Here is a 16,762-nt window from a genome sequence, read left to right as displayed (position 1 = left end):
GTTCGTCGCGGCGTCGCTCGCTCGACGCTAACTCGCAAGCAGGGACAGCGCCGTTCAAGACCGGTCACTCCACCTCGAATCCCTGGTCGCGCAGCAGGTCGGGGACGCGGTCGGTGTGGTCGCCCTGCACCTCGATGGTGCCGTCGTCCACCGTCCCGCCCGCGCCGAGCTGGGACTTCAGTTCAGACGCCACCGCAGAGACGTCCACGGAGTTCTCGTCGAACCCCTCCACGATGGTCACGGGCTTGTCGTAGGTGCGCCGCTCGACGCGCACGGTGAGCTGCTGGGTGGCTCGGTCGAGGTCCGAGGTCGGGTCGTCCGGAATCTCGTCGAAGGGGTCGTCTCCTGACACGTCCCGACGTACGGTGCCCGGGGACAAAGCAGTTGGCGAACGCGGCGGCTCCCGGTCGCAGTCCCGCAAAGAAGTGGCTTGTTTGGTGGCCCGGTGGGCCGGCGCTCGATTGCGCGCGGTCGTGGACGTCGTCGGCGAAAGCCGACTGCGCGAGGAGCGAATTACGCGAGCTCCTCGATCCGGTCGACGACGGCGTCAGCGTACTCCGTCGTGGAGAGCTTCTCGCCGCCCTCGATCTGGCGCTCGAGGTCGTACGTGACCTCGCCCGAGGAGATGGTCTCCTCGACGGCGTCCCGGATGAGCTGACCCGCGTCCTCCCAGCCCATATACTCGAACAGGAGGCGCCCGGAGAGGATGAGCGCGGTCGGGTTGGCCTTGTTCAGGCCGGCGTTCTTCGGCGAGGAGCCGTGGACCGGCTCCGCGAGACAACGGCCCTTCCCGAAGTTCGCGCCCGGCGCGACGCCGAGGCCGCCGATCTGAGCGCCCGCGGCGTCCGAGAGGTAGTCGCCGTTGAGGTTCGGCATCGCGAGCACGTCGAACTCGTCGGTGCGCAGCTGCATCCACTGGAGCATCGCGTCGGCGAGGCGCTCCTCGACCATCACGGCGTCCTCCGGGATGTCGACCTCGTCCTGTTCCTCCCAGAGGGAGTCGGGCGCGGCGAACACCTCGTCGTCGGGGTACTCCTCGTCGGCGACCTCCATCCCCCAGTCACCGAACTGCCCCTCGGTGAACTTCATGATGTTGCCCTTGTGGACGAGCGTGACCTTGTCGCGGTCGTTCTCGATGGCGTAGTCGATGGCCTCGCGGACGAGGCGCTTGCTGCCCTTCTCGGAGATGGGTTTGAGACCGAGGCCGATGGGGCCGTCGTGCATCACGCCGTCGAAGTCCATCTCGTCCTCGACGAAGTCCCGGACCTGTTCGGCCTCGTCGCTGCCGGCCTCCCACTCGATGCCAGCGTACACGTCCTCGGTGTTCTCCCGGAACGTCACCATGTCCATCTCCTCGGGCGACTTCATCGGGGACGGCACGCCGTCGAGGTAGTACGTCGGGCGGACGTTCGCGTAGAGGTCGAGCGTCTGGCGGAGCGCGACGTTCAGCGAGCGGAAGCCCGCGCCGACGGGCGTCGTGAGCGGACCCTTGATGGCAACGCGGTGGTCGCGGATGGCGTCCACGGTCGCGTCCGGGAGGTTCTCGTCGTACTTCTCGCGGGCGGTCTCGCCGGCGTACACTTCCATCCACGCGACGTCGTGGCCCGTCGCTTCCGCGGCGGCGGTGAGCACCTTCTGTGCGGCGGGACCGACCTCGTTTCCGATGCCATCCCCGTGGAGGATGGGGATGATGGGGTTCTCGGGGACGCGGAGTTCGTCCGCCTCCTCGTCGTACGTGACCTTCTCCCCGTTCTCGGGGACCTCAACCTGCTCGTAGCTCATATCGGTTCGAAAATCGCAGGTAGCGCCTAAAAGGACTGCTGTTTCCCGCCGTCAGTGTCAGTTGTTCACGCGTCAGAAGCGGTCCGACGGCGGTTCCGTGGAGTCCAGCAGTCGTCGCGTCAGCCCACGTCTGTCGGCCCGCGCTCCGAGTCACTCCGCGGGGGGCGCGGGTCGCACGACGTCCGCGAGCGTGACGAGCAGGCCGAGCACCCACCCGACCGGGACCGCGAGCGCGAACCACATGCCGACGTAGGCAACGCCCGCGAGGTCGAACCGCGAGCGGAGGAACTCGTCCACGCCGGTCCCTGCGAGCGGGTTCTCGAGGAGCCACACCGCGAAATTGTAGCTGTTCGGGAACACCCACTCGCCCAGCGTCGGCGAGTACAGCGCCGCGACCACGGGCGGCAGGAACACCGCGGTGACGCCGAACGGGTACGCCAGCAGGACTGTCGTCGCCCGCCCGTCCCACCGCGCGAACGCGGTCGCCAGCGCCGCCGACGCGACCGCTACCCCGCCACCGGCGGCCACCGCGAGGACGCCCTCGCGGGAGAACTCCAGGAGGTAGACGCCGACGGTGAGAGCCCCCCAGATCAGCGTGGCCACTGCGACCACGCCGAGGACGCCGAGCGCGAGCGCGGTGCTGTACAGCCGTCGGCTGTAGAACCGGACCGCGAACCCGGCGAGCGCGAACGGATAACCCACGGCGACGGCGAGCGCGCCGAGGACCGCCCACGCGACGTAGGCGACCCGCTCAGTGAACGTCGTCGGCGACCACCGGCCGAGCGCCGGGTGATTCTGGCGCTGCTCGGGGAACACGAGCCCCATCCAGGCGGCGTGAAGCCACGCGAGGTCGTTGCGGAGCAGCGTCAACACGCCAGGGTCGCTACCCGCCGTCCCGCGGCCAGTGCGCTGCTCCCGGGCCACGGTGTCAGTCCGACCGCTGGAGTGACCTGATTCGATGCTGACGCCACGGAATCGCGGCGCGAATTCTCCGCGTCATACCGGGTCGAGGCGGTTCTCGGCGTCCGTGACGAGGTTCGTTATCGCCTCCTCGCGGCCCGTGGCCTGCCGCTCGATGTCGGACTGGGCGTCCACGGCCTGCTCCTGGAGGCGGTCGACGCGGGGGACGTCGGTGACGTTCGAGAGCAACACGGTCGCCGAGAGGGTGTCACTCGACGGCCGCGGGTCGTCGCCAGCGAGCACCTCCACGCTGTCGATCTCTCCCTCCAGCCACTGTCTCGCGCGGACCAATCCCTTGTGTGAGAGTTCCTCGGGCGGGCCGGAGACGACGACGAGCGCGCGCTCCGTGGATTCGACCTCCGCGGGGCACGTGAGCCGGGACTGCACCGCGCGCCGGACGAGGCTGTGGATCTTCGTCGCCGAGTCCGCGTCGGTGCCGTCCGAACCGTTCGAGCGGACGCGACCTAGCAGGCCCTGCTGGCGCCGCGTCGACTCGTCGACGGCCGCCTCGGCGTACGCCACCGTGCTGACGCCGCCGACCGCCAGCGTCCGGTTGATGTCACTGGAGTCCATGGCGTTCTCCGAGACCGTCGAACCGTCGTACTCGCCAGCCCCGAGCAGCGTCACGACGCGCTTGGCTATCTCGTGGTTCGTGCGCTCGTAGCCGGACTCGACGGAGTCCGCTCCCTCCTTCCAGGCGTCGTTGTCGAACAGCACGAGGCCGTCCGTCTGGTCCATGTACGACTGCACCGAGCGAGCGGCGTTCAGGGACGCGCGCCCGCCCTCGTCCTCGCTCGGGAGGACGCCGAGCCCGTAGACGGGTTCGTTGTACTGCTCGGAGAGGATGCCGGCGAGCACGGGGCCGCCGCCGCTCCCCGTGCCGCCGCCGAGGCCGCCGACCACGAGGAACGCGTCGATGTCGTGCAGCGGGACGCCGTCGAGGAAACGTCTGATCTCCGCCCGGTCCTGGCGGGCCAGCTCCGCGCCGAGTTCGGGGTCCGCGCCCGCGCCGTGGCCCTTCGAGCGCTCGTCGGTCTGCCCGACGAGCACGCGGTTCTCCCGCGGAATGTGCGTTATCTTCTCCAGGTCGATGCTCGCAGTGTTCACGGCGGCGGTGAACCGGCAGAGCGCGCGCCCCGTCTCGGCCTCGTACTCCACGATTCGGTCGGCGACCTTTCCGCCCGCGTTACCGAAGCCGATCACGGCCAGTTTCATGATTCCTCTCGGACCCTCAGGATGCTTTGCTATTCACAGGCTACTGCGCCCCCGGACTGTCTACCCGCTGCGTACAGAGTTCCTAACGCGGGCGTCCGGGTGTGCTGCGAGCTCCGGTTCGTCGGCCGGGAAACCCCACGACTAAGAGCGCGTGCGCGACAGGAACGAGTATGAAGATTATCGTGCACGGCGGCGCGGGCAGCAGCCCGGACGAACCGGAGCCGCGACAGGCGACGCTCGACGAAGCGGCGAGCGCGGGCGCGGACGAGGACACCGTCACCGACGCCGTCGAAGCCGCGATTCGAGTGCTGGAGGGGAACCCCCGATTCAACGCGGGAGTGGGCGGCGCGGTGCAGTCCGACGGCATCGTGCGGACGGACGCCGGCGTGATGAGGAGCGGGCGGGCGGGCGACGACAGGACGGAGTCGCCGGATGGCCGAGCGACCCGCGAGGCCGGCGCGGCGGCGTCGATGCCCGGCGTCGAGGCCGCGATTTCGGTCGCGCGAGCGGTGATGGAGGAGACGCCCCACGTCATGCTGAACGGCGTGCACGCCGTCGACTTCGCCGACGACGTGGGAGTCAAGACCGAGTGCGACCTCTGGAGCGAGGACACCCGAAAACGCTGGGACGACCTCGAAGACCACCCCGACGGTGGCCCGCGCGAGCACCTCGAGTGGATCCGGGACAAGTTCGGCGCGATGAACCTCGACAACGGCGGTGACAATAGCCGGACTAGCGACGACAAGGACCACGACACGGTCGGCGCGGTTGCGTACGATGGGGACGAGTTCGCCGCGGCGACGTCGACGGGCGGTCGCTGGCTCGCGCTCGCGGGACGGGTCGGCGACGTTCCCCAGATCGGGTCCGGGTTCTACGCCGCGCCAGCGGGCGCGGCGTCGGCGACGGGCGCGGGCGAGGCCATCGCGAAGACGACGCTGACGCGGCGCGCGGTTCGCCACCTGGAGGACGGGATGAGCGCGCAGGCCGCCGCGGAGCAGGCCGTCGAGGAACTCGAGGAGATGACGGGCGAGGGCGCAGGCGTCATCGTTCTGGACAGCGACGGCGGGTTCGGAGAGGCGTTCAACACGGACGGGATGCAGACCGCGCGGGTCGAGTGAAACGAGACCCGCGGGATTGCGAGCGGGGAGCGTACTGATGGCCCCGCACCAGAGCACCCGAACCAGTTCGCCGAAGCGTTCTTCTACCGTCCGCCTGTAGAGACGTGCCTACAGTCGGAGCGACGCCTCCGGCGGCCCTCCAGCATGCCCGAACGGCCCACGTACGACGGTTTCGAGAAGATGTCCCTGCTCGACCCAGAGCAGTTGCGCGAGCAAACCGACGTGTTGTTCCACGAAGAGACGCGGGTGGTGAACGACCGCGGCGCGTTCAACGGCCACGAGTCGTGGGTCGGGACGGTCGCTGTCGGCGTGGTGAACGGTGACGGCGACGTGTTGCTCGTGAACGCGCCCGAGGGGTGGTCGCTGCCGAGGAGTCCGGTGCGACCGGGCGACGACTGGGGAGCGGTGGCGCGACGGTGGGTCGCCCAGAAGACGGGCCTCGCCGTCTCACTCGAGCGACCGGAGCGCGTGACGCGGACGAGCTACCGCCTCGCGGGCGCGGAGTACCGCCAGACCACCGGCTACGACGTGGTCCTTCGAGCCGAGCCGGTCGATTCGGCGGTTCCGGAGAACGCGAACACGCCGATGGACCACCTGAGCGCGAAGCGCGCGTCCGAGGAGGGTGACGAGTGGGACGCCCGGTGGTTCGGCTGCGTCCCCGACGGCGTCGCCGAGCGCGCGGACGGCGAACAGTACTGGAACGGCGGGGAGCGCGAGGACGCCGTCTCGGACGTCGAGTGGTTTCTCGAGGAGTGAGCGCGCCGGCAGGACTTTGAGGGCGCCGAGAGACGAGTCGCGTATGAACGTGCGCCGCCTGCTCGTCGGCCCCCGCCGCAGTGCCCTCCGCGTCGGCATTCCGGTCGTCGCCACGGTGTTCGTCGTCGGCGCCGTCTCGACCGTGGTCTACCTCGATGCGAACGAACCCGGCGTCTACTTCCCGGTCGACGCCGCGTTCGCGGCGGTGGTGGCGAGCACGCTGTACGCCATCCGGTATCACGCGTTCGCGGTCTGCGTCGCCATCGGCGTCGCGGCGTTCGCCGGGTCGGCAGTCGGGTTCCACGTGCTCGGCAGCGACGGCGCGCTGCTTACGACGCTCGCGCGGTTCGCCACGGACCTCGAGGCCGCGACCATCGGCGGGATCTTCGGCGTGCTCGGCGCCGCTGCGGGCGGTGCCGTCGGTCGCGTGCTGCGGTTCCGGCGTCGGACGACCGCGTAGTCCCGCAACCTCTTTCCCCTGTTCGGGTGAAGGGACGGGCATGGCAGACAGCGTCGAACCCGGCTCCGAGGCGTACGAGCAGTACGTCGAGGCCGGGGAGATCCTGCAGGACGTGTTGAGCGAGGCCGCCGACCGCGTGGAGGTCGGCGTCACGCAACTCGAGGTCGCGGAGTTCGCAGAGGAGCGCATCCGCGAACTCGGCGGGGAGCCCGCGTTCCCGGTGAACATCAGCGTCGACGAGGAGGCGAGCCACGCCGCGCCCGGCAGGGACGACGACACCGAGTTCGGCGAGGAGATGGTGTGCCTGGACGTCGGCGTGCACGTCGACGGCCACATCGCGGACGCCGCGACGACGGTCGACCTCTCGGGCAACCCGGAACTCGTGGAGGCCGCCGAGGAAGCCCTCGAGGCCGCCGTCGACGCGGTCGAACCGGGCGTCCACACGGGCGAGGTCGGCGCGGAAGTCGGGGACGTCATCGAGGCGTACGGCTACAACCCCGTTGTGAACCTCACCGGCCACGGCCTCGACGTGTACGACGCGCACACGCCGCCAAACGTCCCGAACCGGGCCGTCGACTCGGGCACGGAACTCCAGGCGGGCGACGTGCTCGCAATCGAGCCGTTCGCCACGGACGGCACGGGGAAGGTCACGGAGGGCTCTGCGACAGAGATCTACGAGGTCGTAGGCACCGGGAACGTGCGCGACCGGCGCGCCCGCCAGTTGCTCGAGGACCTCGAGGCGTTCGACGGCCTGCCGTTCGCGGCGCGCTGGCTGGACGACTCGCGCGCCGAGATGAGCCTGCGCCGCCTCGAGATGGCGGACGTCGTGCGGTCGTACCCCGTGTTGAAGGAGGACGACGGCGCGCTCGTGAGCCAGGACGAGCACACGCTCGTCGTCACCGAGGACGGCTGCGAGATTCTGACGTAACTGGTCGTCGCGAGGGCTGTCGACGCGGCTTCGTCGCCCGGCAAAAAATATGAGGAACGGCTCCGGCGACGACGTCTACGCGTTGTTCATGCGCTGGCTCGTCTCCTCACCGCACACGAGACACGACGTTACTCGATACGGCTCGCGGGAGAACTCGGCGTTCTCCTCACTGGAACTCTCGGTACGAAGTTCGACGGAGACTTCGTGAGACGTCTCTCGCCCACAGTTCGTACACTGTTCCGTCATACCGTCAGATCGAGATGCTTTACTCTCCATCGGAACCACCCTCGTCGAGTACGAGTCGTTCGCGACGTAAATAAGCGGCTCTTGATTTCGGTTTCGTGCCATGTCACCGGAGGGTTCCGGGAACCACCGGGTGGTGGGGACAAATCCCCGAAACACTACTGGCGTGGGCCGTCAATCCCGCGGCATGGACCAGGTGTTCGCGCCGTGGCGAATCGACTGGGTCGAGCGCGAGGAGAAAAACGAGGACGTGGACTGCGTGTTCTGCGAGTACCCGGAGCGGCCGGACGCCCGCGAGCATCTCGTCGTCGCGCGCTCCGAGCGCGCCACCGTGATGCTCAACAACTATCCGTACAGCCCGGGCCACTGCATGGTGATTCCGAACGTGCACACGGGCGACTACACGGACCTCGCTGCCGACGTGCTCCTCGACCACGCGCGCCTGAAGCAGGCGACGTTCGACGCCATCGAGGCGGCCTTCGGCCCGGACGGCTTCAACGCCGGGTTGAATCTCGGCGGGAGCGCCGCGGGTGGGAGCATCGACGACCACCTCCACACGCACGTGGTGCCGCGCTGGGACGGTGACACGAACTTCATGCCCGTCATCGGCGACACGAAGGTCATCGTAGAAGCTCTAGAGGACTCCTACGACCGCCTCCACGAGGCGTTTTGCGACCACCCCGCTGCCGCCGAGACGGACGGCGGTGCGGTCCGACTCGCGTTCGAGTAGTCGGGAAACCCTACTTCTGCGTATGTGTCATTGCGACGCGCATGTCCCTCCAATCGACGCGACGACGCGTCCTCCGGACTGGCGGCGTGCTCACAGCAACCGCACTCGCTGGCTGTACCGCGCTCTCGGGGAACGGGAGCAAGGACCCCGACGCGGGGACCGACTCGTACGGCGTCCGCCTCGAGAACGAAACCGAACAGACACAGTCGGTCACCATCTCCGCGACCCTTCACAGCGGCGGCGAACCCGTCTTCGAGGAGACCGTCGAAAGCGCCCCCGACGAACCCCAGAAGTGGGACCAGGTGTTGACCGGCGAGCAGACGTTCGTCGTCGAGGCGACGGTCGACCACGAGCATTTCATCGAGGGGATGGGGTCGAACGTCAGAATGATTGTCGTCGGCGCGTCGAACTCCATCGAGGCCAGGAACGTCGTCGTGACGGTGGCACCGTACGACCCGGGAATCGTCGCCAAGGTCGGACTCGGAACCGACGGTTAGTCGTAGCCCGCGGCCGCCACCAGGTTTCGACTGAATCGAAAAACCGAACATCGGGGCGCGAAAAGGAGACGTAGAATGGACCGCAAGCGCGCCGTTCGGCGGGTCGGCGTCGTGGTGCTCGCCGCGAACCTCCTGCTCGTGGCGGCGAAGGGCGTCGCGTGGTGGCTCACTGGCAGTCTCGCGGTCGGCTCTGAAGCCGTCAACAGCATCGCGGACGTCGCGTACTCGCTGGTCGTGCTCGGCGGCCTCTACTTGACCACCCAGCCGCCGGACTTCGAGCACCCGCACGGCCACGAGCGCATCGAACCGTTCGTCTCGCTCGTCGTCGCAGTGGGCGTGCTCGCCGCTGGCGCCGGCGTGCTCTGGACCGCCACGAACGCGGTTCTCGACGGCTCGTACGGCCGCTCGACCAGCCTCGTGGCTGTCGTCGTGCTCGTCGGCACCGCCATCGGCAAGTACGTGCTCTACCGCTACTGTCTGGGCGTCGCCGAGGACCACCGCTCGCCCGCGACTCGCGCCACCGCGCTCGACAATCGAAACGACATCCTCACAGCGAGCGCGGCGCTCGTCGGCGTCCTCGGATCCGCCATCGGCTACCCCGTGCTCGACCCGCTGGCCGCGTTCGTCGTCGCCGCCGGCATCCTCTACACGGGCTACGAGATCATCCAGGACAACGTGAACTACCTCGTCGGTGCGGCTCCGGACGAGGACCTCCGCGAGGAGATACTCTCCCGCGCGCTCGACCACCCCGAAGTCAACGGGGCGCACGACGTCGTCGCCCACTACGTCGGCCCGGAGGTCGACGTCAGCCTCCACATCGAAGTGGAGGGCGACATGACGCTCCACGACGCCCACGACATCGAGACGGCCGTCGTCGAGAACCTGCGCTCGATTCCCGAGATCGACGACGTGTTCGTGCACATCGACCCGCGAGAGCTCGGCGAGTGGGAGACCAGGGCGGGCGACGGCGATAGGTGGACAGCGGAGGACGGCGATAGCGGGGTCGAATCGGAGGACAACGATAGCGGAGTCGAATCGGGGGACGACGCAGGCAACGAGTCCGCCACGCGGAAGTGACTCGACTCACTCCGCGAGCGTCTCGGCGGCGTTGTCCCGGGGCGTGTACCCGAGTACGCGCATCGTCTCCGTGAGCGTGTATGTTCGCTCGTCGTTCCGCGAGACGGCGTTCAGCGTCACCGGGCTCTCCGAGAGGTCCGCGAGCGCGGCCTTCCGGTGGACGTCCCGGCAGTCGTGGGGGCTCAGCCACATCGCTCGCGCGAACCGGTCCTCGACGCGCTCGACGGCCTCCCCCGTGTGCTCCCGGAGGTCGTCTTCGTCGAGGTACCAGCCGATGCGGAGGTTCACGACCTCGAGGCCGTGACGGTCGGCGTAGAAGTTGGTCAACGCCTCACAGGCCGCCTTGCTCACGCCGTAGTAGGTGTCCGGGCGGGGTGACGCGTCGGCGCCGACGGTCCGGGCGTTCTCGAGTACCATCTGCTCGGGTTCGGCGGGGTCCGCGGTGTTGTACATGCCGACGGCGTGGTTCGAACTCGCGAACACCACCCGCTCGACGCCGTTCTCGACGGCCGCGTCGAGGACGTGTTTGGTCCCGTGGAAATTCACGTCGACGACGGTGTCCCAGTCGGTCTCCGGAGACGACGCCCCCGCGAGGTGGACGACGACGTCGAACCCGTCGAGGGCGTCGGCGACCGCGTCGGGGTCGGTGACGTCGAGTAGTTCGCTGTCCAGATCTTCGTGCTCAGAGTGCGTGAACGGAACGACAGCGTGTCCGTCGCCGAACGCGTCGAGGAGTTCTCGACCGACGTTGCCGCCGGCACCCGTGAGTGCGACCCGTGTCATTGTCGGCGGTACAGGGCGTGGGGATGTATCGTTACTGGATTCCCGCAGACATCGCCGGCGGCGACGGCGTTGTTCCGAAACTTCGAGAACCACTCAGCGTCCGGGAACTCTGGGTGCCCATTCCAGCACTCCCGAACGCGGGACAGTCCGTCTCAGAACCCCGAGGGCGCCACGTCTCGCGCGTCGCGGAACGCGCCCTGGACGACCTCCGAGAGCGCCGGATGGACGTGAATGGTCTCCGCGATTCGCTCGGCGTCCCCGCCGGCCGCAACCGCGGTGCTCACCTCGTGAACGAGCATCGAGGCGTGCGGCCCGACGACGTGGAAACCGAGGACTTCGTCGTCCGGTGCGACGAGCGCCTTCGCGTACCCCGCGTCGCTCGCCAGCGCCGACCCGAGGGCGGTCTCGTCGTACTCGAACTCGCCGACGTCGTACGCACGGTCCCCGAGGTCGGACTCGGTCTTCCCGAGACTCCCGATCTGTGGCGACCCGAAGACGGCGTGAGCCATCCCGGGGAACTCGACGGGTGTCCGGGCGTCGCGCACGACGTTCTCGACGACGTACTCGGCCTCCTTGTCGCCGGAGTGCTTGAACATGAAGTTGTCCGCGATGTCGCCGATGGCCCACACGCCGTCCACGGACGTCTCCAGGCACTCGTCGGTCGCCACGAACCCCTTCTCGTTCGTCTCCAGTCCGGCGGCCTCGACGTTCCACAGGTCCGAGTTCGGTCGCCGGCCCGTCGCCACCAGCACCTCGTCGCCGCGCACCTCGAGTTCGTCGCCATCCTCGGATTCGGCGGTCACGACCGTCTCGCCGTCGTCGTCAGCGAGCGCGGTCACCTCGTGGCCGAGGTGGAGTTCGTGCTTCCGACGGTAGGCCTCGGTGAGTCGCTCCGCGACGTCGTGGTCCTCTCGGTCGGCGAGTACGTCACCGTGGCCGACGATGACGACGGTTGCGCCCATCTGCCCGAAAAAGTGCCCCATCTCGACGGCGATGTACCCCCCGCCGACGACGACGAGGCGGTCGGGGAGTTCGTCCAGTCGGAGCGCCTCGTCGCTCGTGAGGAACGACGCTTCGTCTGCGCCGTCGATGGAATCCGGAATCAGCGGTCGTGACCCGCCGGCGAGCACGACGTCGTCGCCTGTGATCGTCTCGTTACTGTCGTCTCCCCACTCGCCTCCGGTTCTCACCTCGACGGTCCGCTCGTCGACGAACCGTCCCGCCGCCTGATAGAAGGTCACGCCGTCGTGTTCGCGGGCGCGCTCTGCTTTCGACTCGGCTTCCTCGGCGACGGTCGCGTTCACCTCCGCGACGACGTCCGCGAACGGAACGTCGTCCAGCGTCGCGTCGATGCCGTACGCCGAGGCGTTCCGGACTGTCTCGACGACGTCCGCCCGGTGGATGAGTTTCTTCGAGGGGTTACAGCCCCGGTTGAGGCAGGTGCCGCCGAGTCGGCCGCGCTCGACGATGGCGACGTCGAGTCCTGCGTCCGCCGCCGCCGACGCGACGATGTTCCCGGTGCCACCACCCAGCACGACGAGGTCGAACACTGTCACGCGACGCACTATGGCGGCCTCCGTAAAGAGTATCCTTGCCGTCCCCGGTCGAGGATCCGCCTGGCCGCGGACCGTGGCGACGAACCACGGACGGTCAGTCGATTGTCTCCTCCAGCACCGCGTCGAGCACCTTCTGTTCGGCCTTCCGGAGGTGCTGGTGGAACGTCGGCGGCGCGACGCCCATCGAGTCGGCTATCTCCTCCCCGGAGTGGGTGCGCGGCCACTCGAAGAACCCGCCGCCGTAGGCCGCCCTCAACGCCGCGACCTGTCGCTCCGTGAGTCCCCCCTCGAGGTCCCGGTGGGACCCGACAGTCGGGTCGTCGTCCCTGGTGACCTGCCGGCGGGACAGCATCTCCGCAGTCGGATACTCCGACTGGACGGTGTCGATGACCTGCCGGACCGCAGTCCTGGGTCTGAGGTGGAGTCGCAGGTCGAGTTTGTCGCCCTCGAAGACCGCGCGTTCGACGCGGCCGCCCTGGGATGCGACCATCGAGAGGATCGTCGATTCGGAGATGCGCACCTGGAACCGGACGCCGTCGTCCGTCTCTTCGCGGCGCAACAACCCGTTCCAGTTCGGGAGCGTCTCCGTCAGGGCGTCCACGAGTTCGACGCCGGCGGCGTTCGCCGTGCCGTGGGCGAGGAACGAGTCCGCTCCCGTCGGGACCGTCTTCGTAATCTCCAGCCGACAATCGGCAGGGACGTCGACGTCCAGTTCGTCGAACACGCCCGGGATGGCGAAGTCGAGTTCGACGACCTCGTCGCTCATCAGCGCGCGCTTTCGCTCCACCGCGGCGATGGCGTGCCCGACGACCTCCCCGAGTTGCTGGAGGACGGCTCTCTCCCGTCCCGTGAACGCTTCGGGGCGGTCGGAGTAGACGTTCAACACGCCGTAGATGGTGCTCTCGTGGACGACCGGGATGGCCGCCGACGCGACGAACCTGTGCTCCCGGGCTTTCTCGCGCCACGCCTCGTAGGACTCGTCCGTGAGCGCGTCTTCGACGACCTGCATCTCCCTCGTCTGGACGGCGCGCGCGGTCGGCCCCTGGCTGTGGGTGTCCTCGGGGTCGATGGTGATCGTGGTTCCCTCGAGGTAGTTCTCCACGCCCGCCTCCGTGCGCGGATTCACCGTGCCGGTCGCCACGTCGACCGCCCCGACCCAGGCGAACTCGTAGGAGTCTGTGTCCGCGAGGTGGTCACAGACGGTCTGTTCTACCTCCTCCCGGGTCGGCTGTTCGACGACCGCGTCCGTGATGTCGCGGAAGACGACGTTGAGGGTGTTCAGCGCCTCGAGTTGCTCGCGCTTCCGTCGGAGTTCGCGCTCGTCGCTGTGCCGGTTGATGGCCGTCGTGAGGATGTTCGCGACCGACTGAACGAAGTTCACGTCGTGCGTGGAGAACTCCGTGCGGTCGCTGTCGTGGGTCCCGAGAATCCCCCACGGGTCCTCGTGCGAACCGATGACGACGCTGATGCCGCTCCGAACGTCGTGATTGCGCAGGAGGGACGGCCCGCTGAACCGGTACTCGGTTTCGAGGTCAGTGACCACGACCGGTTCGTCGTGTTCGAGCGTGTAGGCCGCCTGCGAGGAGTCCTCGCTGGCCGACACGGTCGCGTCGCCGACGAGGCCGTCCTGCCAGCCGACGCCCTGCCGGAGCAGGAGTTCGTCGGCCTCCGGCTGGAGGTCGAGGACCTTGCAGTAGTCGTTGTCGAGCACGTCGGCGACGCGCTCGCTCACCTCGGCCATCAGCGCGTCGACGTCGTCGGTGTTCAGGGCCAGTTGCCCGAGGTCGGCGATGGCCTCCTGCTGGCGGAACTGGGCCCTGAGTTGCTGTTCGCGTTTCGTCCGCTGGGAGACGTCCCGGACGATACCGGTGAGGAACCGCTCGCCGTCGTGCTCGTAGTCGTTGAACGAGATCGCGAGCGGTATCTCGTTGCCGTCCGCGTGCTCTCCCTGGACCTCGAGGTTGTCCCAGTTCCCCTGGCGGTCGCCGGTCTCGAGGTACTGCCGCAGGTTCGCGTCGTAGTCGGCGGCCATCTCGTCTGACAGCAGCGTCCTGATCGACGCGCCCACCAGGTCGTCCGGTTCGTACCCGAACACGTCCTCGACGGCGGGGTTGGCCATCTGTATCGTCCCCTCGGTGTCGATGGAGACGATGACGTCCGACGCGGTCCGGGCGACCGTCTCGTACTGCTCGAGGTGGCGCTCGCGTTCCTTCCGTTCGGTGACGTCGCGAACGTACGCGGAGAGCCCGGTCTCCGAGGGGTAGACGCCGACGTGGAGGTGCCGGTCGAGGTGGGCCGAGAAGAACGACAGTTCCGCGGACTCCTGGGTCTCGATGGCTCGCTCGGCGACCGCCCGGGGCCGCCCGCCGTCGAACGCGGGAAGCACGTCCGCGACGTCGGTTTCGAGCAGTTCGTCCGCGGAGCGTCCGGCGAATTTCGCCATCTTGTCCGTCACGTACGTGAACTGCCACTGTTCGTCGACGGCGAAGAAGGCGTCGTCGATGCGTTCGAACACCTCGTCGAGTTCTGACTCGAGGGTGTCGCGCTGCCGGCGGAGTCGTTCCTCGAACCGCCGTCTGTCGCTCATGTCACGCGTCACCTTCGCGTACCCCTGGAGATTGCCATCCTCGTCCCGGATGGCGGTGATGGTGACGTTCGCCCAGAACCGCGACCCGTCGTCCCGGACGCGCCACCCGGTGTCCTCGACGGACCCCTGTTCTGCGGCGCGGGCGAGGTTCTCCGCCGGCACGTCCGCCGCGACGGCTTCCTCAGTGTAGAACGTCGAGAAGTGCTGGCCGACGATGTCCTCTCGGTCGTACCCCTTGATGCGCTCGGCACCCGGGTTCCAGGTCCTGACACACCCGTCGGTGTCGAGCAGGAAGATGGCGTACTCCTCGACGGCGTCGACCAGCGAGACGAACAGTTCCTCGGTGGCCGCCGCGTCGTCCACCGTCTCGTCGTCGAATTCGTCCGCCGACTCCACGGCGTTCACGTCCGCCGACCCATCTTCGATTCCGTCGACGGACCCGGACTGGGCCCGCCACCAGACGCGCCCGCGGGCACCCACTTCCTTGGTCTCGAGGTGCCCGCCGTCGGCCAGTTTCTTGAGCCTGTCGTACGTGCTGCGTCTCCCCACGTCGAGGTGGGCGGTCACCTCGCTGGTGGTCAGTGGCCGCCTCGAATCGAAGACAGCGAGCGTCTCTCGGAGGGACTCCGTCATCGATTCTCCGGTCATTGACCCATTCCAGGTGCTCGTTCGACTTCAAGACTCCGACAACGGAACCCATCACCACCGAACGGCGAAATCCCGAGCTATGAGAGGATGGATACCTCCGACAACGGAACCCGCCGGCACAATTCGCCCAGGTAGTTCCGATAACGGAGGCTATCACGCGGCGACGTTCCGCTGTCACGCATCTGGTACGTATCGTAACACCAGGTGGGTGCAGACCGGGTGCTGTCCTGTACGCAGAGAGCGGTTTCTCTCGGACACGGCAGCCTTATATTTTACAGGGAGGGCTTACCCGGATAGGGTGTATGTGTAGAAGTACGTTCCCGGGGCGGCCCCGGGTGAATCACCATGTCGAAATCACCAACTGACAAAGCCAGTGTCGAGAACAGCTCCACCCGAATGGACGCTGACGCGCGGTACCACGTACTCGCCAACGACGACCGGCAACGCGTTCTCCACGCGCTCGAAGGCACGTCCGCGCTCTCACTCGAGGAACTCGTCGAGGCGGTGATTGCAGAGAAACAGGACGAGAGCACCAGAAGGCAGGTCAAGATCGCGCTCGTCCACCAGCACCTCCCGATGCTGGACGACGCCGGCGTCGTCGACTACGACCGCGACGAGGGAACCGTCACGCACTCCGAACGGGCACTCGAGGACCTTCTGGAGCTACTGTAACTGCGACGCTGCTGGCGGCCACGAGACGAATCACTATGACGGACACTCCTGACGAACCGGCTGGCTCAGCGACAAGCACTGACGAGTCTCCCCCGGTCAAAGACCCCAGCAAGTGGACGCTTCAGACCCAGGCAGCGTTCGAGCCAGCGGACACGAGCGACCTCGTCGTAACCATCGTCTCCGCGGTCGCCGACGTGGAGGACGTCCCCGTCGACCGCGTCGACCCGCCGCTCCAGGAGGTCGTCGACGTCGACGCCATCAGCAGGTCCTTCGCCAGAACTCACGCGACAGACCGGGACCGGGATTTCTCCCTCGAGTTCCCGTATCGCGACCACCGCATCGTCGTTCGGGGTGACGAGTGGGTGCAGGTGTACTCGAAACAGGAGTGACGGCGAAACAGGAGTGACGGCGAAACAGGAGTGACGGCGAAACAGGAGTGACGGCGAAACAGGAGTGACGGCGAAACAGGAGTGACGGCGAAACAGGAGTGACGGCGAAACAGGAGTGACGGCGAAACAGGAGTGACGGCGAAACAGGAGTGACGGCGAAACAGGAGTGACGGCGAAACAGGAGTGACGGCGAAACAGGAGTGACGGCGAAACAGGAGTGACGGCGAAACAGGAGTGAAGGTCACACACTCGAAGAACAACGGGGCCAGCCGGCCGCCACGCGTCTCTCCACTTCCACCAGCTATCCGACTGTTACCGCCTCTTTCCGCCTGTTACTCGTCTATCCGCCCGCCACCAGCTA

The 16,762-nt window shown here is 67.7% G+C and carries 17 protein-coding genes; 9 read left to right on the top strand and 8 right to left on the bottom strand.

From position 1 onward, the window contains the following. Positions 1 to 64: 64 nt before the first annotated feature. From LT970_RS01605 to LT970_RS01590, 4 genes are all read right to left on the bottom strand, one after another. Positions 65 to 352, bottom strand: a complete 288-nt coding sequence (locus tag LT970_RS01605; protein WP_232687219.1) for an SUI1 family translation initiation factor — start codon at positions 350 to 352, stop codon at positions 65 to 67. 161 nt (positions 353 to 513) lie between these two features. Further along, entirely contained in the window at positions 514 to 1,782 is a 1,269-nt protein-coding gene (gene icd / locus LT970_RS01600; protein ID WP_232687218.1) for an NADP-dependent isocitrate dehydrogenase, read from the bottom strand. 150 nt (positions 1,783 to 1,932) lie between these two features. Further along, positions 1,933 to 2,706 (bottom strand): hypothetical protein, encoded by a 774-nt coding sequence (locus LT970_RS01595; RefSeq protein ID WP_232687217.1) that lies wholly within the window; start codon positions 2,704 to 2,706, stop codon positions 1,933 to 1,935. A gap of 72 nt (positions 2,707 to 2,778) precedes the next feature. Then, positions 2,779 to 3,957: a tubulin/FtsZ family protein gene (locus tag LT970_RS01590; RefSeq protein WP_232687216.1), complete on the bottom strand. Its 1,179-nt coding sequence runs from the start codon at positions 3,955 to 3,957 to the stop codon at positions 2,779 to 2,781. A 170-nt stretch (positions 3,958 to 4,127) separates the two neighbouring features. Here LT970_RS01590 and LT970_RS01585 point away from each other — a divergent pair, with 170 nt between their 5' ends. The 4 genes from LT970_RS01585 to map all read left to right on the top strand — a co-directional run bounded on the left by LT970_RS01585 (position 4,128) and on the right by map (position 7,219). Beyond that, positions 4,128 to 5,075 (top strand): isoaspartyl peptidase/L-asparaginase, encoded by a 948-nt coding sequence (locus tag LT970_RS01585; RefSeq protein ID WP_232687215.1) that lies wholly within the window; start codon positions 4,128 to 4,130, stop codon positions 5,073 to 5,075. 144 nt (positions 5,076 to 5,219) lie between these two features. Continuing rightward, complete coding sequence (locus tag LT970_RS01580) at positions 5,220 to 5,831, top strand: NUDIX hydrolase (RefSeq protein WP_232687214.1); 612 nt, start codon at positions 5,220 to 5,222, stop codon at positions 5,829 to 5,831. Positions 5,832 to 5,874: 43 nt separating this feature from the next. After that, a complete protein-coding gene (locus LT970_RS01575) occupies positions 5,875 to 6,291 on the top strand; it encodes a hypothetical protein (RefSeq protein ID WP_232687213.1) in 417 nt (138 codons plus the stop codon). A gap of 40 nt (positions 6,292 to 6,331) precedes the next feature. Beyond that, on the top strand, positions 6,332 to 7,219 hold the full coding sequence (gene map / locus LT970_RS01570) for a type II methionyl aminopeptidase (protein WP_232687212.1): 888 nt from the start codon (positions 6,332 to 6,334) through the stop codon (positions 7,217 to 7,219). A 75-nt stretch (positions 7,220 to 7,294) separates the two neighbouring features. Here map and LT970_RS01565 read toward each other — a convergent pair whose 3' ends face one another. Further along, entirely contained in the window at positions 7,295 to 7,495 is a 201-nt protein-coding gene (locus LT970_RS01565; protein WP_232687211.1) for a DUF7835 family putative zinc beta-ribbon protein, read from the bottom strand. Between the two features lie 154 nt (positions 7,496 to 7,649). Here LT970_RS01565 and LT970_RS01560 point away from each other — a divergent pair, with 154 nt between their 5' ends. The 3 genes from LT970_RS01560 (at position 7,650) to LT970_RS01550 (ending at position 9,766) form a co-directional block, all read left to right on the top strand. Next, on the top strand, positions 7,650 to 8,192 hold the full coding sequence (locus tag LT970_RS01560) for an HIT family protein (RefSeq protein ID WP_232687210.1): 543 nt from the start codon (positions 7,650 to 7,652) through the stop codon (positions 8,190 to 8,192). Between the two features lie 41 nt (positions 8,193 to 8,233). After that, positions 8,234 to 8,689, top strand: coding sequence for a hypothetical protein (locus tag LT970_RS01555; protein WP_232687209.1), 456 nt, complete (start codon positions 8,234 to 8,236; stop codon positions 8,687 to 8,689). Between the two features lie 75 nt (positions 8,690 to 8,764). Beyond that, positions 8,765 to 9,766, top strand: coding sequence for a cation diffusion facilitator family transporter (locus LT970_RS01550; protein WP_232687208.1), 1,002 nt, complete (start codon positions 8,765 to 8,767; stop codon positions 9,764 to 9,766). 6 nt (positions 9,767 to 9,772) lie between these two features. Here the strand turns inward: LT970_RS01550 and LT970_RS01545 are convergent, their stop codons facing one another. From LT970_RS01545 to LT970_RS01535, 3 genes are all read right to left on the bottom strand, one after another. Further along, positions 9,773 to 10,549, bottom strand: a complete 777-nt coding sequence (locus tag LT970_RS01545) for an NAD-dependent epimerase/dehydratase family protein (protein WP_232687207.1) — start codon at positions 10,547 to 10,549, stop codon at positions 9,773 to 9,775. 152 nt (positions 10,550 to 10,701) lie between these two features. After that, on the bottom strand, positions 10,702 to 12,105 hold the full coding sequence (locus tag LT970_RS01540) for a dihydrolipoyl dehydrogenase family protein (protein WP_232687206.1): 1,404 nt from the start codon (positions 12,103 to 12,105) through the stop codon (positions 10,702 to 10,704). A gap of 94 nt (positions 12,106 to 12,199) precedes the next feature. Then, complete coding sequence (locus LT970_RS01535; protein WP_232687205.1) at positions 12,200 to 15,340, bottom strand: PAS domain S-box protein; 3,141 nt, start codon at positions 15,338 to 15,340, stop codon at positions 12,200 to 12,202. A gap of 396 nt (positions 15,341 to 15,736) precedes the next feature. On the opposite strand from LT970_RS01535, the gene LT970_RS01530 reads away from it, so the two are divergent. Then, entirely contained in the window at positions 15,737 to 16,012 is a 276-nt protein-coding gene (locus tag LT970_RS01530) for a DUF7344 domain-containing protein (RefSeq protein ID WP_232687204.1), read from the top strand. Between the two features lie 35 nt (positions 16,013 to 16,047). Beyond that, entirely contained in the window at positions 16,048 to 16,401 is a 354-nt protein-coding gene (locus tag LT970_RS01525) for a HalOD1 output domain-containing protein (protein ID WP_232687203.1), read from the top strand. The last annotated feature ends 361 nt before the right edge of the window (positions 16,402 to 16,762 follow it).

The organism is Halobacterium zhouii, from assembly GCF_021249405.1.
GTDB lineage: Archaea > Halobacteriota > Halobacteria > Halobacteriales > Halobacteriaceae > Halobacterium > Halobacterium zhouii.
Note: the sequence above shows the minus strand (reverse complement) of the source record. Positions and strands in the feature narration are given on the sequence as shown.

Bases quoted from the DNA above. Each gene is read 5' to 3' on its own strand.
- icd (WP_232687218.1), bottom strand. From the start codon at position 1,782: ATGAGCTACGAGCAGGTTGAGGTCCCCGAGAACGGGGAGAAGGTCACG.
- LT970_RS01590 (WP_232687216.1), bottom strand. From the start codon at position 3,957: ATGAAACTGGCCGTGATCGGCTTCGGTAACGCGGGCGGAAAGGTCGCC.
- LT970_RS01585 (WP_232687215.1), top strand. From the start codon at position 4,128: ATGAAGATTATCGTGCACGGCGGCGCGGGCAGCAGCCCGGACGAACCG.
- LT970_RS01580 (WP_232687214.1), top strand. From the start codon at position 5,220: ATGCCCGAACGGCCCACGTACGACGGTTTCGAGAAGATGTCCCTGCTC.
- LT970_RS01575 (WP_232687213.1), top strand. From the start codon at position 5,875: ATGAACGTGCGCCGCCTGCTCGTCGGCCCCCGCCGCAGTGCCCTCCGC.
- map (WP_232687212.1), top strand. From the start codon at position 6,332: ATGGCAGACAGCGTCGAACCCGGCTCCGAGGCGTACGAGCAGTACGTC.
- LT970_RS01565 (WP_232687211.1), bottom strand. From the start codon at position 7,495: ATGGAGAGTAAAGCATCTCGATCTGACGGTATGACGGAACAGTGTACG.
- LT970_RS01560 (WP_232687210.1), top strand. From the start codon at position 7,650: ATGGACCAGGTGTTCGCGCCGTGGCGAATCGACTGGGTCGAGCGCGAG.
- LT970_RS01555 (WP_232687209.1), top strand. From the start codon at position 8,234: ATGTCCCTCCAATCGACGCGACGACGCGTCCTCCGGACTGGCGGCGTG.
- LT970_RS01550 (WP_232687208.1), top strand. From the start codon at position 8,765: ATGGACCGCAAGCGCGCCGTTCGGCGGGTCGGCGTCGTGGTGCTCGCC.
- LT970_RS01545 (WP_232687207.1), bottom strand. From the start codon at position 10,549: ATGACACGGGTCGCACTCACGGGTGCCGGCGGCAACGTCGGTCGAGAA.
- LT970_RS01535 (WP_232687205.1), bottom strand. From the start codon at position 15,340: ATGACCGGAGAATCGATGACGGAGTCCCTCCGAGAGACGCTCGCTGTC.
- LT970_RS01530 (WP_232687204.1), top strand. From the start codon at position 15,737: ATGGACGCTGACGCGCGGTACCACGTACTCGCCAACGACGACCGGCAA.
- LT970_RS01525 (WP_232687203.1), top strand. From the start codon at position 16,048: ATGACGGACACTCCTGACGAACCGGCTGGCTCAGCGACAAGCACTGAC.